The sequence below is a fragment of the Sphingobium cupriresistens genome (genome assembly GCF_004152865.1).
Taxonomy (GTDB): Bacteria; Pseudomonadota; Alphaproteobacteria; order Sphingomonadales; family Sphingomonadaceae; genus Sphingobium; species Sphingobium cupriresistens.
Window position 1 is genome coordinate 1 of sequence record NZ_SEOO01000046.1, and the last position, 22,755, is coordinate 22,755.

Here is a 22,755-nt window from a genome sequence, read left to right on the forward strand (position 1 = left end):
TCGCGAAAGACTGGGAGCGATCCATCGCCTCATCAACAGCTTGGGCCCTCATCGCCTCAATCCGCATGCTCACACGCAGAACCGCAAGGTATTGTCAGAATTGAGAAACTTCCGAATCCGGCTCTAAAGGAATGTCGCGATGACAGTCGAAAAATTACCTATCAAATTTGACCGTCGACAGCACCCGCGTTTCGTGACGGCTTTCGAAGCCGAATTGGTCGAAGGCGATGAAGTCCGCATGGTGATCGTGGGCGATATCTCCGCGGGGGGATGCCTATTGGAAGAGGGACGCGGCTTCAATGTCGGTAGTCGGGTACAGCTTCGCGCCAAAGGGCTGGACATAGCATCGCGCGTCAGTTGGGTGCGCGATGACCTGTGCGGAGTCCGCTTCATGCAGATGGTCGATCCCCTGAAAGTGATTCAGGATAATATGACGACCGTTCCAAGCCTGACGGAGTTGATTGCGAAATTTTCGAAGGACCGCGCCGATGGAGCCAGATTGTCGCGTTGATCCGTGATGCCACATAGAAGCGGACCGACATAAACCGATCCGCTTGATAACAGTTCCGGTCAACCTTTCGACTTATCCAGATCATAGCTGCCCAAACCAGGCTTGAACGACTTCTCGTCGATGAACTGTCGGGTTGCTTCCTTGCGGCCTTCATTGTCGAAAAAGCCGGCCGCCTCCTGCGCACGCACCAGATAATCTTCAGCATTATCATAGGTCATCTCGCGCACGCGGCGGATGGCCCATTTCGTGCCACGCAGAGCTTCGGCATTCTTGCCCAGCAGCACATTTGCGATTTCCGTCACCCGCGCCTCAAGGCGATCGGTCGGCACCGCTTCGTTGACAAGACCCCATTCCGCTGCCTGCGTCCCGGTCAGGTTTTCCCCCATCATGGCGTGGTACATCGACCGACGGAACCCCGTGAGTTCGGTGATGATCTTGCTCGCGCCGCCACCGGGCAGGATTCCCCAGTTGATTTCCGACAAGCCGAATTGGGCGTCCTCCGCCGCGACAGCCAGATCGCACGCGAAGAGCGGGCCATAGGCTCCGCCAAAGCACCAACCGTTGATCATCGCGATCGTCGGCTTCTGATACCAGCGCAGTCGTTCCCACCAGCCATAAGCCTCGCGCTGGGCCTTACGCGTCGCGTGCAGACCCTGATGTTCATTCTCACGGAAATATTCCTTCAGATCCATGCCGGCCGACCAGGACGTGCCTTCGCCCGTCAGCACCAGCACGCCGACATCCTCCCGAAATTCCAGCTCCTCCAATATGCGCATCATTTGCCGATTGAGCTTGGGACTCATGCAGTTTCGCTTTTCAGGGCGGTTGAACCAGACGGTAGCGATGCGGTTTTCGACTTTGAAGCCGACGGTGTCTTCTTCTCCACGATCAGACATGGCATTCCTTCCCGGATGGACTAAAACTTGCTATGTCAAATAGCATTATATGATTGCTATTGACAATAGCATAATGGAGATTCGATGCGTGATCCGCTTTCCCATCTGCCCGGCTATGCCTTGCGTCGCGCCGCCCATGTCATAATGGTCGATCTCTCCACCCGATTGCAGGCGATCGATCTGAAATTGTCCGAGGCATCCGTTCTGCTGCTGATCGATGGACGGGATGATATCACCTCGAGCGAGATCGGGCGCATACTCGACATTCAGCGTGCGAACATGGTCCCGCTGCTCAACCGGCTGGATGCGCAAAAGCTGATCCAGCGTCGGCCGCTGGATCGCAAGTCGATGGCGATCACGCTCACTGAGGAGGGAAAGAAACGCCTTGTGCGAACCAAGGCCATCACCCAGGCGTTTGAGACGGACCTCTTGGCGCGCATTCCCCAGGAGCATCGGGATCATTTCGTCCCGGCGCTCAATGCTCTTTGGATGGCGGATAGTTCGACCGCATAAGAGGAAATCGAATATTGGCGCCGCCCTGAAACTATCTGCCATCCGTTCCTTCTGATCAAGTGCAGACTGATCAAGTGCAGATAGCGGCCTGCAACTTCGCGGCCTTTTGGATCGCCCCCAGATCCCCATGCATTGGCGATCATACGAGGGGTTGCGATACTCGGTATCCGCAGGAATATTCCGATGGCCGCCAGGGTTAGGCGGCAGTGGCGTTAGATCCCGGCCTTGTGAAGGAAGCCGAATTTACCGACAGCGACCACCCAATGGCAATCTGATTCGCGTCGCAGGCCGCATCACCAAGCTCAAGGGCTCGACTGGCATCGGCCCGGCGAATGAGCGGCGGCCGGGTCGCAAGCTTGGCTATACCGCCGTCAGTAGGGCGACCGAAGAGGGACGTGACGTTGTGCTCTATGTTTCCCCGCCTGTCTCCCCTGACACTCTCCGGCGCTATTAAGGCCGACACGCGCTATACGATGGTGGGCCTTCTTCAAAGCGCCGGAGACAAGGCGAATAATCAGCCGTCGTCCATGTGGCTGTTCAGCTACGATCCGCTTTGACGACGCCGTTGCAGGTGGCAGCGGCGGTCCCTAGAAATGAGGTCAGGCGTCGCAAGCCGTACGATCCTACATGACCATATCTCCCATCCATAGCGCTTCGCCTCAGGTCCACCTGTCAGGGCGCAGCGACCATGCGCGGGGTTCGATTTTGAAATCGCAGCGACTTGTGCTAAAGCCACTTTGCTGAACGTCGCGTTTTGACGGATATCGGGCCGCTTCGGCTCTCCTTTGTCCCCATATTTGCCTCTAAAAGCCGGGATGCGCGAATTGTCGCGTATGCCCGTAGACCTGTGACAAGGAGACTTCGTTATGATCACCGGAACCGTCAAATTCTTCAATGCCGACAAGGGCTATGGGTTCATCGCTCCCGAAACGGGCGGCGACGATGCGTTCGTGCATATTTCTGCCGTCGAGCGCGCCGGCCTGCGCACGCTCGATAAAGACCAGCGCGTCACCTACGAGCTGGAAAAGGATCAGCGCGGCAAGATGTCGGCAGTCAACCTCCAGGCAGCCTGACAAGGGCTTGGCCGGGCGGCTCGGCCGCCCGGCCCCTATCGGGCTGCATTTAACACAACAGGATATTTCTCTGCATGAAAAGATATAAGGAACCTCAGTTTCAGGAGCGCATCGCTGCGGCCGCGCGCGCCCGAACGGCGGTTCTCGAACAATTGCGCGACAAGCCCCCGGTCGATGAAGCCGCAGCGGCCGAACGCGCCGAACGGCGTCTAGCAAAGGAAGCGGCGGCACGCGAAAAGCGTCAAAACGCCCTTTTGGCGGCTAAAGAAGAGAAGGCCGCCAAAAAAGCGCTGGCCCTCGAAGCCGCAGCGGCAAGCGCCGCACGCCAGAAGCCGGTATTGACCGAAGCCGAACGTAAAGCTGCGCGCGACGCGCGCTATCTCGCCCGGAAGAACCGGGCCTGATCTTGAATAGGCAGGGCGCAGTTCCACCATCAGCGACAGTCCGGGGACAATCTCCCAACGACACGCTCATTGGATGGGTCAAACGCCATCGCCTGCAAACAAAACGCGGCACAAGCCGCGAGGATTTTATATGAATATCATTTCCGAAACCCGTAGCCGCCCGGCCTTCCGCCTGCCCTATGGCAGGTCGGTCAGACGACCCGCCACGCCCGCCGCAGCAACATTGTCGAGTTGCGAATTGAAGCAGATCGTCGCGGCCGTTCTGGGCTGACCAATCGCAGGCTCGCAAACATATCCATTGCGGGCTTCCCAATATTATAAGGAACACCGATGAGCCGAGAAAAAATCCGCCCCTTTTTGATCACTAAGGATGAGGAAGGGAATTTTCGGCTCACGGTTCGCGAAACCCGTTATAATTCGCAGGGTTATCCGCTCGTAACATCTCAGTTACAAGATGAAGTGTTCAAATCGGCAGCAGCCGTGCGCAACTTTGCGCGAGATACGTTCAAGGCTCAACCTGGACAATATGCCACGCAATAAAGGCGCATGAAGCCAATAAAGGGGCATGTTTTTTGGCCATAACTGCTGAAGTTGCAACAGTGCCGGTTGAACTGATCGACACCGCCGATCTTCCTGATGGCGGGACATTGCGCCTGTTGCGCCGGGGCGACGATTATTCGATCCGCTTCCGCGACACGGAGTTGATGGGCAACCAGGTCCGTCAGTCCGAAGAGGCGCTGGCCGTCTTGACATGCGAGCGGCTGACACAGAGCGACAGCCGCATCCTCATCGGCGGGTTGGGCATGGGCTTCACGCTGGGCGCTGCGCTCAAATCCCTTCCCACAACCGCCGCGGTTACGGTGTCCGAGCTACTCCCCGCGATCGTAGAATGGGCGAAAGGACCGCTGGCCCACCTGTTCCATGATTATTTGACCGACGACAGGGTGTGCCTGACAATGGGCGACGTGCATGACGCCATCGTCAAGGAGACGGTCGGCTATGACGCGATCCTGCTGGATGTCGATAATGGTCCCGATGGGTTGATCCACATTGCCAATGAGCGCCTCTATTGCAATTGGGGGCTGCGCGCAGCACACGCGGCCCTGCGGCCAAAGGGGATACTCGCTATATGGTCGGCTTATCCAGACGATGATTTCGTCGATCGACTTGAACGCGCCCGTTTCCATGTCGAAGAGGTCGACGTGCCGGTCGTGATCGATGGAGAAGCCGCCACCCATATTATCTGGTTTGCAACCCGGAACGAATGACGATCAAGGTGCAGCCATCAAGGCAGACATGCTGACGTTCAACGAAGCGGCTCCAAATGCGCGTCCGTCGCAGGATGCGATCAACAAAATTCATCACCGCCAGTTCAGGTGTTCAGCGTGCCACGCCGGCGCTGAAGATTTCGCCTGCATACACTTATCCACCGGCATAACGATCACGCGCGCGCGGCGGTGATGATGATTTCGACCTTATAGTCGGCGGTCGCCAGCCTGGCTTCGCCGGTGGCGCGGGCCGGGGCGTCGACGTCGGCGATCCAGGCGTCCCAAACGCTGTTCATTTCGGTGAAATCGGTCATGTCGGCCAGCCAGATGGTCGCACGCAAGATATGCGCCTTGCTGCTGCCGGCGAGGGCCAGCAGGCGGTCGATCTCGTCCAGCGCGAACTGGGTCTGGGCGGTCACGCTGTCGCCTTCCCCGACCTGGCCAGCCAGATAGACGGTGTCGCCATGGATGACCGCTTCGCTCATGCGCGGGCCGGTTTCGATGCGGGTGATGGTCATGCTATGTCTCCTTGCCTCAGTGCCGGTAGCGCGAGAGCGCCAGGTCGGCGGTTTCGATGTCCGGCCTGGCCCCGCTGATGATGTCGGCGATCACCCGACCTGATCCGCAGGCCATGGTCCAGCCCAGCGTGCCGTGGCCGGTGTTGAGGAACAGATTGTCGATCGTCGTCGCACCCACCACCGGGGTCGAGTCCGGCGTCATCGGCCGCAGTCCGCTCCAGAATGTCGCGCGTGAGAGGTCGCCAGCGCCGGGGAACAGCGTATTGACACTATGGTCCAGCGTGTCGCGGCGCGCCTGCGGCAGGTCGTTGGTATAGCCCGACAGTTCGGCCATGCCGCCCACGCGGATGCGGTCGCCCAGCCGGGTGATCGCCACCTTGTAGCTTTCGTCGAGCAGGGTCGACACCGGTGCGGCGTCCGGCTGCACGATCGGCACGGTGATCGAATAGCCCTTCACTGGATAGACCGGCAGGCGCAGGCCGAGCGGCGCGACCAGCAAGGGCGAGAAGCTGCCCATCGCGACCAGATAAGCGTCGCCGCTGACCATGCCATGATCGGTGACGACATGGCGGATGCGGCCGGCGCCCGTCGCCAGCGCCTGAATATTGCGGCCCAGCAGGAATTGCACGCCCCGCGCCCTGGCCATGTCCGCCAGCGCATTGGTGAATTTGAAGCAATCGCCGGTTTCGTCATTGGGCAGGCGCAGCCCGCCGACGATCGGCGACCCGCTGGCCGCCAGCCCCGGTTCGGCGGCCAGGCAACCGGCGCGGTCCAGCACTTCGAACGGGACGTTGTCGGCGCGCAGCACCTCGATATCCTTGGCGATGCCGTCGAGTTGCTTTTGTTCCCGAAATAGCTGGAGCGTGCCTCGGCTGCGTTCGTCATAGGCGATGCCGGTTTCCGCGCGCAGCGCGATCAGCCGGTCGCGGCTATATTCCGCCAGCCGGACCATGCGCCCCTTGTTGATGCGATAATCCCGCGCGTTGCAGTTGCCGAGCATCGCGACAATCCAACGCAGCATCGCCATGTCCACATTGGGCCGCAGGATCAGCGGCGCATGGCGCATGAACAGCCAGCGCAGCGCCTTGGCCGGGATGCCGGGCGCCGCCCAGGGCGAGGCGTAACCGGGGGAAATCTCGCCCGCATTGGCGAAGCTGGTTTCCTGCGCCACGCCGGCCTGGCGATCGACGACGACCACCTCATGCCCCGCCTGCGCCAGATACCAGGCGGATGTGACGCCGATCACGCCGCCACCCAATATGACGATCTTCATGCCTTGCCGCTCCTCTGGTCAGCAGCGGCGGACGGCGCGGGCAGGTAGCTGCGCGCGTAGCGGCGGCCGAGCCGGGTCAATATCTCGTAGCTGATCGTGTCCGCCTGCGCGGCGACTGCATCGATCGTCTGGTGCGGCCCGATCAGTTCCACCGGTGCGCCGGAATAGAGCAAATAATCGGCGATGTCGGTGACGTCGATCGCCATGCTATCCATCGACACCCGCCCGACGATCGGTGCGCGGACGCCGCCAATATAGGCGCTGCCGCGACCGCTGAGATGACGGGGCCAGCCGTCGGCATAACCGACCGAAATGGTCGCGATGTGCGACGGACGATCGCAAAGGTGGGTCAGGCCATAGCCGACGCCCGCACCCGCCGGCACGGTGCGCAGTTGAAGGATATGGGCGTCGAGCGCGATGACGGCCCGCATCGGATTGGGATCGCCATGCGGCGCGCCGCCATAGAGCGCGATGCCGGCGCGGACCAGATCGCCATGCCGCACGCCCGTCGCCATCGCCCCGCCCGAATTGTCGAGCGACCGCGGTACGCCGGGAAACTGGTCGGCGATCGCGTCGAACCTGTGCCGCTGATCTCGATTGAAGGCGTCGTCCGGCTGATCGGCGCAGGCAAGATGGCTCATGATCAGTTGCAGGTCGATGCCGTCCAGCAAGTGCGGCTGATCGCGCAGGATCGCCAGTTCGCCCGGCGTCAGGCCGAGGCGCGACATGCCGGTATCGACCTGGATAACGCCGGGCAGCCTGCGTACCAGTGTCCGGGCGGTGTGCGCCCAGCCATCGATCTGCGCCAGCGAATTGAGCACCGGCACGGCACCGAGCGCGGCACAGGCAGCTTCGGCGCCGGGCGGCAATCCATTGAGGACATAAAGCGGAACATCCGCCGGCAGATGCGGCTTCAACGCCGCCGCCTCGCACAGATGCGCCACGAAGAAGTGGCGGCACCCCGCCCGCAGCAGGGCATGCGACACCGGAACCGCGCCCAGGCCATAAGCGTCCGCCTTCACCACGCCGGCCACGCTGGCGGGCGCGACCTGACGCGCAATCAATGCATAGTTGGCCACCAACGCGCCCAGATCAATGCGCAGGGTCGCCGCCGTCCCACCGTCCATGCCATATCCTTTCGACGAGACCATAGTAGATCACGTTTCTTCGAATATCCATTTTATATGCAGGACATTATTCGAACATTTTGGCATGAAGTAACGAATATTCTGTTGGATTCGAACGAATGACCGCCACCCTGGATAATAGCGATCGCGCCATATTGCGCTTGTTGAAACTCGACGCCCGACGTTCCAATGCGGACATCGCCGCAAAGGTTGGCCTGTCTCCGTCCGCCTGCCACCGGCGCATCAAACAGTTGGAGGCCGGTGGTTATATTCGCGGCTATACGCTCGTCGCTGGCGGGCGCGACGAAACCGCCATGGTCAATGTGCTGGTCCAGGTGACGCTGGACCGGCAGACCGACGATTTTCTCGCCCGGTTCGAACATGCGGTACGGCAATGTCCCGAAATCCGCGAATGTTTCCTGATGACCGGGGCGGTCGATTATTGGTTGCGGGTGGAGGCGGACAGCGTCGACGCCTATGAGCGCATCCACGGCGAAATCCTGTCGCGGATGCCCGGCGTGACGCGGATCAACTCCAGCATCGCCATGCGCGACGCACTGCGACCACGACGCGCCAAGCAATAATGTTGCGGCGACCTGTGAGGTCATCTGAAAGCTTCGAACATAGTACCACTCGTTGCCCCACTGCGCATCCGGCATGACATAATCCCGGCCGGGTTTCAGCCATTTGGGTTCGATCTTGACCGTGAAGTCGCGTGCGGGCCGCGCCTGGGTCCGGCCGCTCTCGATTGGCTGGCCGTCCGGCTTTTACGCGAAATACCGGCTGACCGGGATTTTCGATCCATAGGCCACCTCAGCGCGCGCGGTCAGATCACCGCTGGCGACACCATCATTGAAGCGGACAATGATCTTTTCGGCCGGGTTGGCGGCCACCGGGGACCAGGCGGCGGCGCCGATCAGACCCAGCGCAGAGCGACGATCACGGCTCGTTTCGCACCGCCAAAGGGCAAGCTCGCCGAAATGCCGTAAAAACGCGGTTCGCCAACGATGAAGGTCGGCATTCCGAGCGGGTCGCCTGTATTTCCGCGATCCTTGATATATTATTTGTGGATTTTGGTCGTGAACCCGCCGCGCGAGCGGCCGGGGGCTTGACCACTTTGCCCCCTTTTGCGTCCGCTGCCGACACAGGGGCGCGCACGGTCGTAGAATCGAACATCTGCATCCGATGCGCTGACGGACTCATCGAAGCCAGCGTGTCGAAAAGGGGGCGAACATGTCGGCCTTGCTCAACCGGTCGAACCGCGTCCACACGCTGTGCCAGTGGCCGTAATCCTTGGGAAGCGACCGCCAACGCACATTCTCCACTGTGAAGAAATGCAGCGCCTCCAGAAAGCGCCGGTCGTCCGCCTTGCGTCCCCGGCGCGGCAAGCACGCCCGGAATAGCAGCAGCGCGTGCTCCCACTCTTCCTCATCCATCCGTGTCGACAACCATTCCGACCTCCCTGATAGTCGGAAGCCTATGAATCAGAACGGATTCATTTTAGGAATTGGAAATTTTCCATACCGACAAATTCGTCCATATTGCCTAGGCTAATGATCTCGGTGCCGGACTTGCCTACAATGGAACATGACGCTGGCCAATGGAATCCGGAACCGGGAAGCGGCGCTCCGTTGTTCCAGCGAGTGACCGCCACATCGGACTGGCCCACACCCGTCAACCGATCGACAACCCCTCCATTCGCGCCTTTTCGTCATCCGTCAAAGCTTTCGGGCGCCCGTCGATAGCCTTTACCATCACGGCCTCGCCAAGCGCAAAGCAGACGTCATGCTGAAAGGCGGCCTGGGCAATGATATAGGAACTGCCGCCAATTCGCGTGAGTCCGGTCGCGATCTCGACTGTTCCGGGATAATGGGCCTGTTTGATGAAATCGATCGTGACGGTTGCGAACAGGAGTTGCAGCCCGCCGGGAGGATCGATCATGCAGTCCTCCCCAAATACCGTCATGTTGAGGTCGGCGCGCCCTTCCTCCAGATAGCGACCGGTCGCGCCGTTGTTGAGATGGCGAAAAGCATCCATGTCCGAATAAAGGATACGGGTGGTAAAGCGCATCGGATAACGGTCGCGAAGCAGGCGCGCGGGATCATCCTTCAGGCCCATGGCTTATCTTCCCCGCCAGTTGTAGTTTGGATGGTAGCCGATCAGTTCACCTGCTCGCGCCGAGGACAGGAAGGAGACATTGCCGTCAAATCCGTCCCTAATCGGCGTACCAGGGAAATAGCGCGCAGCCAGCTCGCCGCTTGGCACGCTCACCACGGAATTCGCCGCCGCGATGATCATCCGCTGATGACCTGACAATGGGGCCTCCACCGCCAGTCGGCACGCCTCACCGCAGTCGCGCGCGTCGACATAGGCCCAAAGATTGAGCTTTCGTGCCTCCGGCCGCGCTTCGATCGCGTCGCGCGCGGCATAATCCGCTGCATCGAATACATTGGAAAAGCGCAGCGACGCGATCGCCATCGCTGGATGCCAGCGCACGAATTGATCGGCCATCGTCTCGCCCAGATGTTTGGACAGAGAATAAGACCAGTTGGGAAGGTCGGGGGCATCTTCGTCCAGCGGCAGATAGGCGGGCGGCGTGGTGAAGGGCAGGCCCAGCACCGTTTCGCTTGACGCCCATATCACGCGATGAATGTCCAGACGGGCGCAGGCGGAAAAGACATTATAGGTCGAGAGCGTATTGACCTGGAATATATCTGCGTCGCTGGCGAGGCCTGGCATGGGGATGCCCGCCAGATGCACGATCGCGTCTGGCTTTGCCATGGTATCGACGCCGGAAAAAGCGCCCATCACCTGCCCGAAGTCGGCGCAATCGACCTTGACCGTGCGAACCCCGTCGATGGTTCCGCCCTTGAGGTCGAGGCCAACAACCCTGTGGCCTGCCGCCTTGAGCGCCCGCACGGCTTCGCGACCGATCTTCCCCGCGCTGCCTGTTACCATTACTTGCATGGTCAATTACCTCCCTTCTCAACAGCCGAAGGCGACGTCAGCCGCCCCCGGAAGGCGCCAGAAAAAGCCAGCCCGACGACGACATGCGGGACATAGGGAGCCTCCAGCGCTTTGATCTCCGCGTCGTCAAGGACCAGATCCAACGCCGCAATGGCGTCGTTCAGATGCTCCGCCCTGGATGCACCGATGATCGGCGCGGTAATGCCGGGCTTCGCCAGCAACCAGGCGAGCGCGACCTGGGCCGGGGCGACTCCCCGGTTTCGGGCCAGTGCCAGCACCGCGTCCACCACCTGCCGATCCTGCTCCTCGGTCTTACCGAAAAGATGTTGCGCGAACTGGTCGGTTTGCGACCGCGTCGTGGCGGCCTCCCACGGGCGGGTCAACTTGCCGCGCGCAAGCGGGCTCCAGGGGATGACGCCAACCCCCTGGTCGATGCACAGCGGGATCATCTCCCTTTCCTCCTCGCGATAGAGCAGGTTGACCTCCGGCTGCATCGACACGAACCGGGTCCACCCATGCGACTGCGCGACATGCTGCGCCTTGGCAAATTGCCACGCCCACATCGACGATGCGCCGATATAACGGGCCTTGCCGGCCTTTACGATGTCGTGCAACGCCTCCATCGTTTCTTCGATCGGTGTATCGTCGTCCCAGCGATGAATCTGGTACAAGTCGATATAGTCAGTGCCCAATCGGCGCAGGCTGTCATCCACCGCCTGAAACAAGGCCTTGCGGCTCAGCCCGCCGGCATTGGGCGCATTGCGCCAGGGGATATAGGCCTTGGTCGCGATCACCACTTCATCACGGCGGGCCATCGCCTTCAACGCCCGGCCGACATATTCTTCCGACGTCCCTGCTGAATAGCCATTGGCGGTATCGAAGAAATTGATCCCTGCCTCCAATGCGGCGCGGAAAAAGGGGCGGCTCGCATCCTCATCCAGCGTCCAGGCATGGCCCGTGCTGGCAACCCCGTCTCCCGTCGCGCCATAGGTCATGCAGCCAAGGCAAAGGCGGGAAACCTTAAGCCCGGTATTGCCGAGATTGATATAGCGCATGGCATTCCTCTCAACCGAATCCGTTAATGGAATAACTAGACCATATTCTTGTATCTGGTCTAGTCTTTGTATATTCAGTCATCATGAATGCAGCGCCCCGCCCCGCCACTATCCTGCGGCTCGACCAGATTGTTGAAGCGACGCGCATCCTTTTCGTGCGACACGGCTATCGTCGCACGTCGATGGACGATATTGCGCGCGAAGCGGGCGTCGCCAAGGCCACGCTCTACCTGCATTTCAGCGGCAAGGTGGCGATCTTCGCGATGATGCTCGATCGCTGCCAGGCCGAAGTGGAGAGCCGCGCCGTCGCGGCGGAAACCAATGATGCGCCCTTGCCGCAACGCTTGCGCGCCTTGCTCTACGCCTATTTTGGTGTGGCGCTGGAATGGTTCGGCGACGCCGAACATCTGGGCGAACTCAAGGCTTTTGTGGCGGCGCATCCCGACCACTTCACCCATGGAGGACCGCGCCCCCGTGCGCGCATCCAGGCGATGCTGGACCGGGCAGAAGCCGCAGGGGATATCGCCTTTGCCGGCAAGGGCGTCTCTACCGCCCAAGTCGCGAGCGTTCTCATCCATGCTGCCCGTGGCGCCAAGCAGGGGAAAGCGCCTACGGCCGAAACATTCCGCCGTCGGATCAGCTACGCAGTCGCATTGGCTCTGGCCGCTGGGGGCTGACCGCCTAGAGGTCGCGCACGATTAGCCATTTGGGCAGCGTGCGGCTGGGACGGACAGCGATGATCAAGACGCCGCCCACTGCGAGCAACGCACCGACAATTAGGCGCCATCCAATCGGATCCCCGGTGATGAAAGCACCAAAGATAATGGTCAGGATCGGCGTCATCAGCGTCAATGGCGCGATCATATTGGCATCATAGCGCTGGAGCAGGCCATAATAGGTTGTGTGCGCGATGACGGACACCACTACGGCGGAAAAGAGCAGCGCAGCGATGAAATGCCAGCCCGCAGCGTCCATCGCGGTCCATTGCCCGTTCTCCAGCAACAGGCTGATCGGCATCAGGATGATGCTGCTCGATACGCCACCCCATGCCTGGAGGCGGATCGGTTCCGTCGGCAATTGCTTCAGCATGACCGAGCCAAGCGACCCCGCCAACGCGCAAAGCCCCACAAATATGAGGCCGATGGAGCCGTGCAGACCCACGGGATCAAACAGCACGACCAGCACCCCGGCCAGGGTCAGCAACATACCGATAAAGCGCCTTATCCCTACCTTTTCGCCCAACAGCAGTACCGCAAAGAGGATCGTCAGCGGCGTTTGCGACAGAACGACCACAGCGGCTGACGATGGCGTGGCGGTCTGCAATCCGATGAACATCAGCGCAAAGCCCCCGCCGCCGACGCACAACGTGACGACGCACACCCGCCATATTTGTGCAGGCACTGGGAACAGATAGCGATATAGCAACGCCCCAACCACCAATGTCCGCGCCGCCGCATAGAAAAGCGGCGGCACGGCCATGTCGCTGACGACCAGCTTGCTGACGATCGTATTCAACGCCCAGGCTATGCAAATCGCTAGGAAAATCAGGAAGTCCCGTAGCGGCATGCATACTCCATGACAATGATGCGACAGTCAGCGTGGAATGTCGTTGAAGGCGACACCTTTGTCCGGCCGGTGATCCTGCGGCAAGCCCAATATCCTTTCGGCGATGGTGTTGAGTAGCATTTCATCCGCTCCACCTGCAATTCGCCCTGTCGGCGCGGTCATCCAGCTTTTCGACCAGCTTTCCACTTCGCGATCGTCGGGATAGAGCCGCGCCAGCGTCCGGTCGAACCCGTCACCATAGACGCCCAGCGTCCAGCCATGGGGCGGCCTACCGTCGATATGCGCGCGCGCGGCGGTCATGAACGCCTCGTCGCCCAGCCAGAGCGCCGTTTTTTCGAACATCTCATGCAGGCAATCGGCCAACCGCATATGGTAGGCATTATGATAGACATCCAGCCCGGCTTGCGCCGCGCCATCCACCCAGGCCGCCATCGATCCGGGCCGGTCGGTCAGCCATCCGGCGAAATCGCGCTGCATCGCGGCGAGGCTCATGCCGCCCGCCTCCGGTCCATCGTCGCGATCGCGCGGGCCATGTCGAGTTCGGCCAGCAAGTCGGCAAGCGGGGGAATGTCGTCGTCCCGTTCGATCATGGTCGCGACCGGCCCGACCCGGCGGCAGGCTTCGGCGTAGAGCGCCCAGACCGGCGGCGGCACGGGCTGGTCATGCGTGTCGATGAGGCAATCGCGGCCTTGGCTGTGTCCGGCCAGATGAATCTGGCGCACGCGGTCGGCCGGCACGCCATCGAGATAGGTCATGGGATCGAAGCCATGATTGATCGCGCTGACATAGATATTGTTCACGTCCAGCAACAGAGCGCAGCCGGTGCGCGCGCACATCGCGTTCAGAAATTGCCATTCGGTCATGCTGTCGGCGGTGAATTGCAGGTATGTGGAGGGGTTTTCGATCAGCATCGGCCGTTCCAGCACGTCCTGTGCTTGCAGAATGTTGGCGCAAACCAGATCGAGCGCTTCCTCGGTATAGGGAAGCGGCAGGAGGTCGTGCGCGTTGAACCCCGCGATCCGGGTCCAGCACAGATGGTCGGACACGAATAGCGGATCGACATGGTCGACCAATGTTTTCAGGCGTGCCAGATAGGCGCGATCCAGCCCGTCGGCCGATCCGATCGACATCGACACGCCATGCAAGGCCACCGGATGCCGTTCGCGAATCTGATCGAGGATATGACGGGGACGCCCGCCATCGATCATGAAATTCTCGGATATGACCTCCACGAAATCGACCGGCGCCGTGCTCGTCAGGAAATCCTGATAGTGCGGCGTGCGCAGGCCAAGGCCGAAGCGGTCAAAGGAGGCGATGGGGGTGGCGGTCATCGGCACGCTCCGGGAAAGGGGGAGGCCCGGCCGGGGGTAAGCCGGGCCTCGATATCGCGCACGCGATGGGGGCGTGCGCGAAGGCCGATATTATTGAGCCGCGGGCTCGGTCAGGCTGCCGCCGGCGGCGGTGCATTTTTCAGCCGACATCTCCTTGAAGCCCTGCCCCTTGCAGCTGTTCAAGCCCTTGCAGTCATTCTTGGCGGTCTTGCAGTCCGACGTGCCCTTGCAGCTATTGACGCCATAGCAATGGGTGGTCTTGGCGGCATCGGCCGCAAAGGCCGGAGCGGCGGCCGAGATGCCGGCGATGGCGAGCAGCGCAGCGGTGGTGGCGATGCTGACGCCGGACTTGATGCTGGTCATGAGATAATCTCCGAAGAATATTGCCGGGATGGCACAGGGTTCTTCGGGGCAACGTCCGCGATGGTTACACATTATCTACCAACGCAGGAAACGCGGCCCGATCAGCGCACCACTCAGCGTCGCCAGAACCATCCCCAGCGTGTACCAGGTGAGGACGAAGGTGGCGGACGCTTCCGGGCAATGCAGGCCATAGAGCGTTGCCGAACAGGCGCCGGACGCCAGCCCCGCCATCGCCCCCGCCAGACGCAACCGGGTTGGGGCCAGGCGACGAAAGGCCCAGAGCAGGCCGACGAACAGCGGCACGGACAAGCTTGCCACCAGCATCGAACATCGCGTCCAGCTATGGCCCAGCCAGAGACGCTGCCAGCCATCAACCGGGGTTCGGATCAGTTCGCTCACGGCGGCGGCCAGCAAAAGGCCGAACGGCAGCGCCAGCAGCCAGAGCCAAGGCGCGCGCGCCGCATCCGGCCGGGCCAGATGCAGCGTCGCGGCGATCGCGCCGATCCCCAGCGAGAGCGTGTAGGCCCATTTCATCCAGAACGGGAAAGCCTGCATCGCGACCCCCAGATCGGGCCGGAACCCCAGCGCCGCGGCGATCGCCGCCAGCGTGACGATGCCGCCGCTGGCCAGGCCAATCCCGACCCTGCATTCCACCGCATGGCGCGGAACCGGGCGCGCATCGCTCGCCAGCGCGCGGATAAGGTCTTCGGTCTGCATCACCCCTGTCCCCTCAACCGCGCGGCCAGCGTTTTCAAGCCCCGATGGACGGAAACCTTGACGTCGGCTTCGCTCAGGCCGGCCGCCTGCGCGGCCTCCATCACGCTCAGCCCATCGACCTTCGTATCGCGGATCGCCTTCGCCTGCTTGGGCGACAGGCCGCCCAGCAACCGATCGAGATCCATGCGCGCGGCGCAGGCATCCTCGAATCCTTCCGCGACCAATATCTCTTCCAGTCCCTCGATCTGCACCATGGGCCGGGTCCGGCGGAACTGGTCGATCATCTTGTAGCGCGCGACCGCATAGACCCAGGCGACAAAGGGCCGGGTCCGGTCATATGTCCCGCGACGGGCGTGAATGGCCATCAATGTTTCCTGCACCAGATCCTCGACATCATCGGCGGCGCCGCGCAGGCGGCGTCCGAAGAAGGATCGCAGCAACGGGACGAGCGCGCCGAGCAAGGCGGTATAGGCATCGGCGTCTCCATCAAGACCGCCGATCATCCATATCCTGAGCTGTTCTTCGCTCGCCCGCATACGCACTCCCGAACAACCATTCGTGGCTAGAGGCCCAATGGTTACAGCGATGCGGCGGAAAAATGCTGCGCGACCATTTTCTGCGCCATCTGTTGCGCCATCTGTAACGTCTTTCCGTTCCGCCGCGAAGAAGCTTCCGTAACCCGGCCCGCTTGGCCTCCCAGGGTTGCCGTGCGACGGAGCCGCCGCAAACGGCTCTGTCGCATGTGAGGCCATCCCGCTTTTTCGACGGAGAAATATCATGTCATCGACCCCGGCCATATTGGCCGCCGCCCTCGCCATCGCGATCACGACCGGCGCCGCCCATGCCGCAGAGCCGACCAAGCCCATGGAAAAATGCTATGGCGTGTCACAGGCCGGCAAGAATGACTGCAAGGCGGGCGCGGGCACCAGTTGCGCCGGCACGTCGCGGATAGCCTATCAGGGCGACGCCTGGAAACTGGTGAAGGCCGGCACCTGCACCAAGATCAAGACGCCCAAGGGCTTCGGGTCGCTGACACCCAAGGCGTGATCCTTCCTGATCCTGCGGAGAAGAGCGATGATATCCTTTGCGCGCCATTATGCTGAAGCCTGCGATCGGCTGACCATGCTGATCCCCGACAATCTGCTGCTGCTGATCGCGCGTCTGGGCATCGCCGCCACCTTCTTCCTGTCGGGCCGGACCAAGGTGGAGGGTCTGCAGACCATCACGCCCTCCACCTACGAGCTGTTCCAGACCGAATATGCCTTGCCGCTCATTCCTCCGAACGTCGCGGCGCATGTGGCGACCTATTCGGAGCATGTCTTCCCGATCTTGCTGGTTCTGGGCTTGTTCACCCGACCAGCCGCGGCCGCATTGCTGGGCATGACCCTGGTGATCGAGATATTCGTCTATCCCGACGCCTGGCCGACTCATCTTGTCTGGGCGGGATTGCAGCTCTTCCTATTCGCGCGGGGCGGGGGCGAATGGTCTCTGGACCGGCTGATGGGCATTGAACGCCGGCAGCAGAAATAGCGGAGTCCGAAACTCCCGATCATAGGTGGCGCCTGGCGCGCGGAAGGTCGGCTTCTGCGCGCCAGGCGCCACAGCGTCGAGCGAACAGGTCAAACCCCGCTTGACGATTTGCCGCACCTGCTCAATCCTGCGTCGGTGAACGATGCCATCATAGATCCCGCCCCCTCGCGTCCCGGCCCTTCGGCGGTGCTGTCGGCGCGACCCGAAGCGATCCGGCTCGATGCCGCGACAACGGCGGTCATCGTCGTCGATATGCAGAACGCCTATGCCAGCCAGGGCGGCTATGTGGACGAGGCCGGTTTCGATGTCGGTCCCGCGGCGGGCGTCATTCCGAAGGTCGTCGACGTCGTCGACGCGGCGCGCTTGGCGGGCATACCGGTGATATTCCTGCAGAACGGCTGGGATTCAGCCTATGTCGAGGCCGGCACGCCGCTCTCTCCCAATTGGCATAAATCCAATGCGCTCAAGACCATGCGCGCGCGGCCCACGCTTGCCGGGAAGTTCCTTGCCCGCGGCGGCTGGGACTATGAGCTTGTCGATACGCTTCCGGTACAGGAAGGCGACCTTCGCGTGCACAAACCGCGCTATTCGGCATTCTTCAATTCGCAGCTCGATTCCGTGCTGCGGGCACGCGGCATCCGCACGCTGATCTTTGCCGGCATCGCCACCAATGTCTGCGTCGAATCGACGCTGCGCGACGGCTTTCATCTCGAATATTTCGGCGTGCTGCTGGAAGATGCGGTGCATCATCTAGGGCCGGACTTCGTCCGCCAGGCCAGCCTCTACAATGTCGAGACATTCTTCGGCTGGGTGAGCAGCGTCGCCGATTTCCGCACCGCCGTCGGCCAACTTCCGCCAAAGGAGTCCTGATGCCTTTCGAACCGATCAACCCGCCTCAGTTCCCCACGCCCATCGCGCCCTATTCCCCCGGGGCGAAGGCGGGCAATACGGTCTATGTTTCAGGCGTGCTGGCATTGGGAGAAGGCGGCACGGTGCTGCATATCGGCGATGCCGCCGCGCAGACGCGCCATGTGCTGGAAGTCATCAAGACCACGATCGAGGCGGCCGGCGGTAGCATGGCGGATATCGCCATGAATCACATTTTCCTCAAAAACCTAGATGACTATGCCGCCTTCAACACGGTCTACGCCACATATTTTCCGGGTGACAAACCCGCGCGCTACTGTGTCAAATGCGAACTGGTGAAACCCGACTGCCTGGTCGAGATCGCCTCGGTCGCGCATCTTGGCTGAGGCGGCAGGGCTTTACTATGAAACACACGGGAGCGCGAATGCGCCCGCTCTGATCCTGTCCAGCGGACTGGGTGGCTCGGCGCGCTATTGGACGCCCAACCTGGCGGCCTTGGCAGAACATTTCCACGTCATCGCTTACGATCATCGCGGCACCGGCCGCAGCGACCGCATCCTTCCCGACACCACATCGGTCGAGGACATGGCTGGCGACGTGATCCTGCTGATGGATGCTCTCCGCATCGCGCGCGCGCATTGCATCGGCCATGCGCTGGGCGGGGCCATCGGCATCCAAACCGCCATCTGCACGGAACGGATCGACCGACTGGTCGTCATCAACGGCTGGCGGTCGCTTTCGCCGCATACGCGGCGCTGTTTCGACGCACGCCTCGCGCTGCTGCATGGCGCAGGCGAGCAAGCCTTTCTGGAAGCGCAGCCGCTTTTCCTGTATCCGCCAGACTGGATCGCCGCCCATGACGACGAACTGACGGCAGACCTAGACTACCATATCGCAGCATTTCCCGGCGTCGAGACGACCGCCAAGCGCATTGCCGCCGTCCAGGCCTATGCGCCCGATCCGGCGGCGCTGGCGGCGTTTGAACAGTTGCTCGTCATTGCCACCCGCGACGACTTTCTCGTGCCTTTCGCCACCGCCCTCGATCTCGCGGAGCCGGTCGCCCACGCGGCTGTCGCCACGTTCGAATGGGGCGGTCATGCCTGCAACGTGACCGATCCCGGCCATTTTAACCGCATCGCTCTCGAATTTCTCAGGAGTTGAAATCCATGCAGGTCGGCGTTTTCATTCCCATCAACAATAATGGCTGGCTGATCAGCGAGAACGCTCCGCAATATATGCCGAGCTTTGATCTCAACAAGGAGATCGCCCAGCGCGCCGAGAAATATGGGATGGATTTCCTGCTCTCGATGATTAAATTGCGCGGCTTCGGCGGCAAGACGCAGTTTTGGGAATATGGGCTCGAAAGCTTCACCCTGATGGCCGGGCTTGCGGCGGTGACGGAAAAGATCAAGATCTTCGCCACCTGCCCCACGCTGATCATTCCGCCCGCCTTCGCCGCACGCATGTGCAACACCATCGACAGCATCAGCCATGGCCGGTTCGGGCTTAATCTGATTACCGGGTGGCAACCGCCCGAATATACACAAATGGGCCTGTGGCCGGGCGACGAGCATTTTCGCAACCGCTACGACGTGCTCGATGAATATGCACGCATATTGCGCGAATTGTGGAAAACCGGCCGCTCCGACTTCAACGGCCAATATTATCAGATGGACGACTGTCTCGTCCGCCCCCAACCGCAAGCGGACATGAAGATCATCTGCGCAGGTTCGTCCGATGCGGGACTCGCCTTCTCGGCCAAGTGGGCGGATTATGCCTTCTGCCTTGGCAAGGGCGTCAATACGCCGACCGCTTTCGCCTTCAACAACGATCGCTTGGCCCACTTCACCGCAGAGACGGGTCGCGACGTTTCAGTCTTCGTGCTGGTTATGGTGATCGCCGCCGAAACCGATGAAGAAGCCATGGCTAAATGGCAAAGCTACAATGACGGCGTCGATGTCGACGCTATCGCCTGGCTGGCTGATCAGGGCGCCAAGGACACTGTGAACAGCGACACAAACGTGCGCCAACTCGCGGCGCCCGAAGGAGCGGTCAACATCAACATGGGTACACTGGTCGGCAGCTACGAAAGCGTGGCGCATATGCTCGACAAGATGGCGCAAGTGCCGAATACCGGGGGCGTGCTGCTGACCTTTGACGATTTTCTCGAAGGGGTGGAAGCATTCGGCACCCGCATCCAACCGCTGATGAAGAGCCGTCCCGCAATGCCATGAAAGCGGCTTGACCGATATTGGGAAAGATAGGGATTGGACGGACCGTCCTTTGGTGACGATGATCCTTCCACCTATGCCGTCGGCGATGGCGTTACGCAGTTGCTGACGAAACCGATGTCCGCCGATCGCGCATGATGATATTGCAGTATTGCGCGCACGATAGGCAGATCGACGAGCGGCATCGGCGCGCTGATATTGTTATCGCGGGATGGCGCGGACTGTCTGCCGATGGCCGCGCTCTGTCCCAATCTGCTGCGCACGATCACCGATCGGGGCCCCCTGCTGACGATGCCGCAGCCCTTTCCGCCAAGTTGGAGGCAGACGGCGGCGAGAGCCTTGACCGCTCCTCGCCCCGCTGCCGCGCGTCCTTTCGGAACGGCGGACGTATCGCCATGCACCATCTGGACTTCCACACCGCCGGTTTCGAACCGCGGGGTAGAATCCGGCTATCCGTTCGGCATTTCATCCCAGTTTATGTTAGCGCTAACTACAAGCATGGCGCACCAAAGCGCGGCGATTGAAGGAGAGATTGATCATGTTCCACCGGACCCTGCGCCTGTCTGCGCTTATGCCCGCGATACTGTCTATCTCGCTGTTCGCAGCACCGGCCCAAACCGCGCCGGCCCAAACCGCGCCGGCGCTGTTCGAACGCTTTACCTATGCGGGGAAGTGGGCCGAGAAGATCATGGTCAAGCCCGGCGAATATCGCAACCCGATCCTGACCGGCTATTATCCCGACCCGTCGGTTACGCGCGTGGGCGACGACTATTATCTCGTCAATTCGTCCTTCGCCCATTATCCGGGCCTGCCGATCTTCCGGTCGAGGGATCTGGTCAACTGGACCCAGATCGCCAACGCGATTGACCGGCCGGAACAGTTGGATTTCAAAGGCCGCCGCATCTCTCAAGCCGTGTTCGCGCCGCATATCAGCTATCACGACGGCCTCTTCTACATCGTCAACACCTGCGTCGACTGTAAGGGCAATTTCGTCATCACCGCCAAAGACCCGGCCGGTCCCTGGTCCGACCCGATCTGGTTGCCGTTCGAAGGGATCGACCCGTCCAGCCCAAACCCACTGTACCCAGCAGCGGCGACTTCGCCTATGTCGAGGAATTTGACGGCACTAAGCTGCCGATGGAATGGATCGGCATCCGTACGCCGCAAAAGCCCTTCTATCATCTCGCGGGCGGCGCGCTGGCGCTGGACAGCGGCGCGCGCCTTGGCGATCTGAACGGCGTTCCCGCCTTCATCGGGCGGCGGCAACAGCATAGCAACGCCACCTTCTCCACGACGCTACGCTACACGCCGGACAGAGAGGGCGACCGCGCCGGCCCCGCCGCCGTGCAGAGCGACCACAGCAACCTGTTCTTCGGGCTCACCCGGATCGCGGGCAAGCCAGTGGTCGCCCTCTACACCCGCGACGCCGCCGATACCGACGGGTTGGTCGCCTGCGCGCCTGTCGTCGCCAGCGGCCCTGTAACCCTGACCATCCGCGTGACCGGCGGGACGATCGGCTTCGACTATGGGGTGGGCGGCAGCACGAAGACGCTTAAGGACGATATCGACGCCACGCTGCTCAGTACGAAGAAGGCAGGTGGCTTCGTGGGCACGGTCATCGGCCTCTATCACTATAGTCCGGCCCGTTGACGAGCGACGCCATGATCCGCACCGCCGCTATCGACACGTTGCATGACAGGGATTGCGCGCGATTTATGATAGCGCTATCTTTCGATCTGATAAATGAATGTCGCACAATCGGAGAGGACAGCCATGCTCATGCCATTGCGAAAACTGGCGCCGCTCGCGCTTGCCACGACCTTGCTCGCAACCGCGTGCCAGCCATCGGCGCAGCCGGAAAACAAGGTGCAGGAATCCAGCGACAGCGGCGGCGACGCTTCCGACTATCTGTCTCAACCCTTGGTGAAAGACATATATACCGCCGACCCGTCCGCGCATGTGTGGAACGACAAGATCTACGTCTATCCCAGCCATGATATCGACGGCCCGACGCCCGAAGACGATCTGGGCGCGCATTTCGAGATGCGCGACTATCGCATCCTGTCGATGGACAAGATCGGTGGGCCGGTAACGGTCGGACCGGTAGCCCTGGACGTCAAAGATGTGCCCTGGGCCGACAAGCAGATGTGGGCGCCCGATGCCGCATACAAGAATGGCACCTATTATCTCTACTTCCCGGCCAAGGATAAGGAGGGCGCTTTCCGCATCGGCGTGGCGACGTCGAAGAACCCGATGGGTCCATTCAAGGCGCAGCCCCAGCCAATCAAGGGCAGCTATTCGATCGACCCGGCCGTCTTCACCGACGATGACGGGCAGAGCTATGTCTATTTCGGCGGCATCTGGGGCGGGCAACTCCAACGCAATGTCGATGGCATATATGACGCCAATGGGTCGAAGTGCGCGGCGACAAACAGGATGAGAACGCAGCGACAATCAAGATGAGAATCGGCTGCTGGTGTGGCGACGAAGGGCGGAGGGCGTAGCCCGAAGCCCGTAGGCGCCACACCAGCAGCCGATGGCCCTT

The 22,755-nt window shown here is 61.4% G+C and carries 31 protein-coding genes and 3 pseudogenes; 18 read left to right on the forward strand and 16 right to left on the reverse strand.

Annotated elements, in window-relative coordinates; translation table 11 throughout:
* Both EWH12_RS18800 and EWH12_RS18805 read left to right on the forward strand, forming a co-directional pair.
* Window positions 1–104: pseudogene (locus EWH12_RS18800) on the forward strand (IS5/IS1182 family transposase); the annotation flags it as partial.
* 35 nt (window positions 105–139) lie between these two features.
* A complete protein-coding gene (locus tag EWH12_RS18805; protein WP_129927482.1) occupies window positions 140–511 on the forward strand; it encodes a PilZ domain-containing protein in 372 nt (123 codons plus the stop codon).
* Window positions 512–570: 59 nt separating this feature from the next.
* Here the strand turns inward: EWH12_RS18805 and EWH12_RS18810 are convergent, their stop codons facing one another.
* A complete protein-coding gene (locus EWH12_RS18810) occupies window positions 571–1,407 on the reverse strand; it encodes a p-hydroxycinnamoyl CoA hydratase/lyase (RefSeq protein WP_066608258.1) in 837 nt (278 codons plus the stop codon).
* Window positions 1,408–1,491: 84 nt separating this feature from the next.
* On the opposite strand from EWH12_RS18810, the gene EWH12_RS18815 reads away from it, so the two are divergent.
* From EWH12_RS18815 to EWH12_RS18835, 6 genes are all read left to right on the forward strand, one after another.
* On the forward strand, window positions 1,492–1,920 hold the full coding sequence (locus EWH12_RS18815; protein ID WP_129927483.1) for a MarR family winged helix-turn-helix transcriptional regulator: 429 nt from the start codon (window positions 1,492–1,494) through the stop codon (window positions 1,918–1,920).
* 866 nt (window positions 1,921–2,786) lie between these two features.
* Complete coding sequence (locus tag EWH12_RS18820; protein ID WP_129927484.1) at window positions 2,787–2,993, forward strand: cold-shock protein; 207 nt, start codon at window positions 2,787–2,789, stop codon at window positions 2,991–2,993.
* Between the two features lie 74 nt (window positions 2,994–3,067).
* Window positions 3,068–3,397 (forward strand): DUF6481 family protein, encoded by a 330-nt coding sequence (locus tag EWH12_RS18825; protein ID WP_066608265.1) that lies wholly within the window; start codon window positions 3,068–3,070, stop codon window positions 3,395–3,397.
* Between the two features lie 130 nt (window positions 3,398–3,527).
* Entirely contained in the window at window positions 3,528–3,668 is a 141-nt protein-coding gene (locus EWH12_RS22360; protein WP_165363663.1) for a hypothetical protein, read from the forward strand.
* Between the two features lie 59 nt (window positions 3,669–3,727).
* Window positions 3,728–3,937: a hypothetical protein gene (locus EWH12_RS18830; RefSeq protein ID WP_082679199.1), complete on the forward strand. Its 210-nt coding sequence runs from the start codon at window positions 3,728–3,730 to the stop codon at window positions 3,935–3,937.
* Between the two features lie 32 nt (window positions 3,938–3,969).
* Complete coding sequence (locus EWH12_RS18835; RefSeq protein WP_242496124.1) at window positions 3,970–4,665, forward strand: spermidine synthase family protein; 696 nt, start codon at window positions 3,970–3,972, stop codon at window positions 4,663–4,665.
* Between the two features lie 173 nt (window positions 4,666–4,838).
* Here the strand turns inward: EWH12_RS18835 and EWH12_RS18840 are convergent, their stop codons facing one another.
* The 3 genes from EWH12_RS18840 to alr are packed head-to-tail and all read right to left on the reverse strand — an operon-like array spanning window position 4,839 to window position 7,583.
* Entirely contained in the window at window positions 4,839–5,183 is a 345-nt protein-coding gene (locus EWH12_RS18840; RefSeq protein WP_066608275.1) for a RidA family protein, read from the reverse strand.
* 16 nt (window positions 5,184–5,199) lie between these two features.
* Entirely contained in the window at window positions 5,200–6,456 is a 1,257-nt protein-coding gene (locus EWH12_RS18845; protein WP_066608276.1) for a D-amino acid dehydrogenase, read from the reverse strand.
* The gene (alr, locus tag EWH12_RS18850; RefSeq protein WP_129927485.1) at window positions 6,453–7,583 is read right to left on the reverse strand and encodes an alanine racemase; all 1,131 of its coding nucleotides are present in this window, start codon (window positions 7,581–7,583) and stop codon (window positions 6,453–6,455) included. The genes EWH12_RS18845 and alr overlap by 4 nt, the downstream gene beginning before the upstream one ends.
* A gap of 119 nt (window positions 7,584–7,702) precedes the next feature.
* Here alr and EWH12_RS18855 point away from each other — a divergent pair, with 119 nt between their 5' ends.
* Complete coding sequence (locus EWH12_RS18855) at window positions 7,703–8,167, forward strand: Lrp/AsnC family transcriptional regulator (RefSeq protein WP_129927486.1); 465 nt, start codon at window positions 7,703–7,705, stop codon at window positions 8,165–8,167.
* A gap of 183 nt (window positions 8,168–8,350) precedes the next feature.
* Here EWH12_RS18855 and EWH12_RS22930 read toward each other — a convergent pair whose 3' ends face one another.
* The 5 genes from EWH12_RS22930 to EWH12_RS18875 all read right to left on the reverse strand — a co-directional run bounded on the left by EWH12_RS22930 (window position 8,351) and on the right by EWH12_RS18875 (window position 11,605).
* Window positions 8,351–8,476, reverse strand: a complete 126-nt coding sequence (locus EWH12_RS22930; RefSeq protein ID WP_277986036.1) for a hypothetical protein — start codon at window positions 8,474–8,476, stop codon at window positions 8,351–8,353.
* 306 nt (window positions 8,477–8,782) lie between these two features.
* Window positions 8,783–9,031, reverse strand: coding sequence for a transposase (locus tag EWH12_RS18860; RefSeq protein ID WP_129927487.1), 249 nt, complete (start codon window positions 9,029–9,031; stop codon window positions 8,783–8,785).
* Between the two features lie 226 nt (window positions 9,032–9,257).
* Window positions 9,258–9,701 (reverse strand): acyl-CoA thioesterase, encoded by a 444-nt coding sequence (locus EWH12_RS18865; RefSeq protein ID WP_066608285.1) that lies wholly within the window; start codon window positions 9,699–9,701, stop codon window positions 9,258–9,260.
* A 3-nt stretch (window positions 9,702–9,704) separates the two neighbouring features.
* Window positions 9,705–10,550: an NAD-dependent epimerase/dehydratase family protein gene (locus EWH12_RS18870; protein WP_129927488.1), complete on the reverse strand. Its 846-nt coding sequence runs from the start codon at window positions 10,548–10,550 to the stop codon at window positions 9,705–9,707.
* 2 nt (window positions 10,551–10,552) lie between these two features.
* A complete protein-coding gene (locus EWH12_RS18875; protein WP_129927489.1) occupies window positions 10,553–11,605 on the reverse strand; it encodes an aldo/keto reductase in 1,053 nt (350 codons plus the stop codon).
* Window positions 11,606–11,688: 83 nt separating this feature from the next.
* Here EWH12_RS18875 and EWH12_RS18880 point away from each other — a divergent pair, with 83 nt between their 5' ends.
* Window positions 11,689–12,282 (forward strand): TetR/AcrR family transcriptional regulator, encoded by a 594-nt coding sequence (locus EWH12_RS18880; RefSeq protein ID WP_129927490.1) that lies wholly within the window; start codon window positions 11,689–11,691, stop codon window positions 12,280–12,282.
* Between the two features lie 4 nt (window positions 12,283–12,286).
* Here EWH12_RS18880 and EWH12_RS18885 read toward each other — a convergent pair whose 3' ends face one another.
* The 6 genes from EWH12_RS18885 to EWH12_RS18910 all read right to left on the reverse strand — a co-directional run bounded on the left by EWH12_RS18885 (window position 12,287) and on the right by EWH12_RS18910 (window position 16,118).
* Window positions 12,287–13,171, reverse strand: coding sequence for a DMT family transporter (locus EWH12_RS18885; protein ID WP_129927491.1), 885 nt, complete (start codon window positions 13,169–13,171; stop codon window positions 12,287–12,289).
* A 27-nt stretch (window positions 13,172–13,198) separates the two neighbouring features.
* Window positions 13,199–13,663 (reverse strand): HvfC/BufC N-terminal domain-containing protein, encoded by a 465-nt coding sequence (locus tag EWH12_RS18890; RefSeq protein WP_129927492.1) that lies wholly within the window; start codon window positions 13,661–13,663, stop codon window positions 13,199–13,201.
* On the reverse strand, window positions 13,660–14,502 hold the full coding sequence (gene bufB / locus EWH12_RS18895; protein WP_129927493.1) for an MNIO family bufferin maturase: 843 nt from the start codon (window positions 14,500–14,502) through the stop codon (window positions 13,660–13,662). Before bufB ends, EWH12_RS18890 begins: the two co-directional genes overlap by 4 nt.
* Window positions 14,503–14,592: 90 nt before the next feature.
* The gene (bufA2, locus tag EWH12_RS18900; RefSeq protein WP_066608582.1) at window positions 14,593–14,865 is read right to left on the reverse strand and encodes a BufA2 family periplasmic bufferin-type metallophore; all 273 of its coding nucleotides are present in this window, start codon (window positions 14,863–14,865) and stop codon (window positions 14,593–14,595) included.
* Window positions 14,866–14,940: 75 nt separating this feature from the next.
* Window positions 14,941–15,582 (reverse strand): DUF1109 domain-containing protein, encoded by a 642-nt coding sequence (locus EWH12_RS18905; RefSeq protein WP_129927501.1) that lies wholly within the window; start codon window positions 15,580–15,582, stop codon window positions 14,941–14,943.
* The gene (locus EWH12_RS18910; protein WP_066608586.1) at window positions 15,582–16,118 is read right to left on the reverse strand and encodes a sigma-70 family RNA polymerase sigma factor; all 537 of its coding nucleotides are present in this window, start codon (window positions 16,116–16,118) and stop codon (window positions 15,582–15,584) included. Before EWH12_RS18910 ends, EWH12_RS18905 begins: the two co-directional genes overlap by 1 nt.
* A gap of 241 nt (window positions 16,119–16,359) precedes the next feature.
* Between EWH12_RS18910 and EWH12_RS18915 the strand changes: the two genes are divergently transcribed.
* From EWH12_RS18915 to rutA, 6 genes are all read left to right on the forward strand, one after another.
* Window positions 16,360–16,629, forward strand: coding sequence for a BufA1 family periplasmic bufferin-type metallophore (locus EWH12_RS18915; protein ID WP_066608588.1), 270 nt, complete (start codon window positions 16,360–16,362; stop codon window positions 16,627–16,629).
* A gap of 27 nt (window positions 16,630–16,656) precedes the next feature.
* Window positions 16,657–17,112: a DoxX family protein gene (locus EWH12_RS18920; RefSeq protein WP_129927494.1), complete on the forward strand. Its 456-nt coding sequence runs from the start codon at window positions 16,657–16,659 to the stop codon at window positions 17,110–17,112.
* Window positions 17,113–17,247: 135 nt separating this feature from the next.
* Complete coding sequence (locus tag EWH12_RS18925; protein WP_207212442.1) at window positions 17,248–17,982, forward strand: isochorismatase family protein; 735 nt, start codon at window positions 17,248–17,250, stop codon at window positions 17,980–17,982.
* Entirely contained in the window at window positions 17,982–18,365 is a 384-nt protein-coding gene (gene rutC, locus EWH12_RS18930; RefSeq protein WP_129927496.1) for a pyrimidine utilization protein C, read from the forward strand. The genes EWH12_RS18925 and rutC overlap by 1 nt, the downstream gene beginning before the upstream one ends.
* Window positions 18,358–19,140: a pyrimidine utilization protein D gene (rutD, locus tag EWH12_RS18935; protein ID WP_129927497.1), complete on the forward strand. Its 783-nt coding sequence runs from the start codon at window positions 18,358–18,360 to the stop codon at window positions 19,138–19,140. The genes rutC and rutD overlap by 8 nt, the downstream gene beginning before the upstream one ends.
* Window positions 19,141–19,145: 5 nt before the next feature.
* Window positions 19,146–20,213, forward strand: coding sequence for a pyrimidine utilization protein A (rutA, locus tag EWH12_RS18940; protein ID WP_129927498.1), 1,068 nt, complete (start codon window positions 19,146–19,148; stop codon window positions 20,211–20,213).
* 71 nt (window positions 20,214–20,284) lie between these two features.
* Here rutA and EWH12_RS18945 read toward each other — a convergent pair whose 3' ends face one another.
* The gene (locus EWH12_RS18945) at window positions 20,285–20,614 is read right to left on the reverse strand and encodes a hypothetical protein (RefSeq protein ID WP_129927499.1); all 330 of its coding nucleotides are present in this window, start codon (window positions 20,612–20,614) and stop codon (window positions 20,285–20,287) included.
* Between the two features lie 167 nt (window positions 20,615–20,781).
* On the opposite strand from EWH12_RS18945, the pseudogene EWH12_RS18950 reads away from it, so the two are divergent.
* Window positions 20,782–21,860 (forward strand): annotated as a pseudogene (locus tag EWH12_RS18950) (glycoside hydrolase family 43 protein).
* Between the two features lie 123 nt (window positions 21,861–21,983).
* Window positions 21,984–22,628, forward strand: a pseudogene (locus tag EWH12_RS18955) (family 43 glycosylhydrolase); the annotation flags it as partial.
* Window positions 22,629–22,755: the final 127 nt, after the last annotated feature.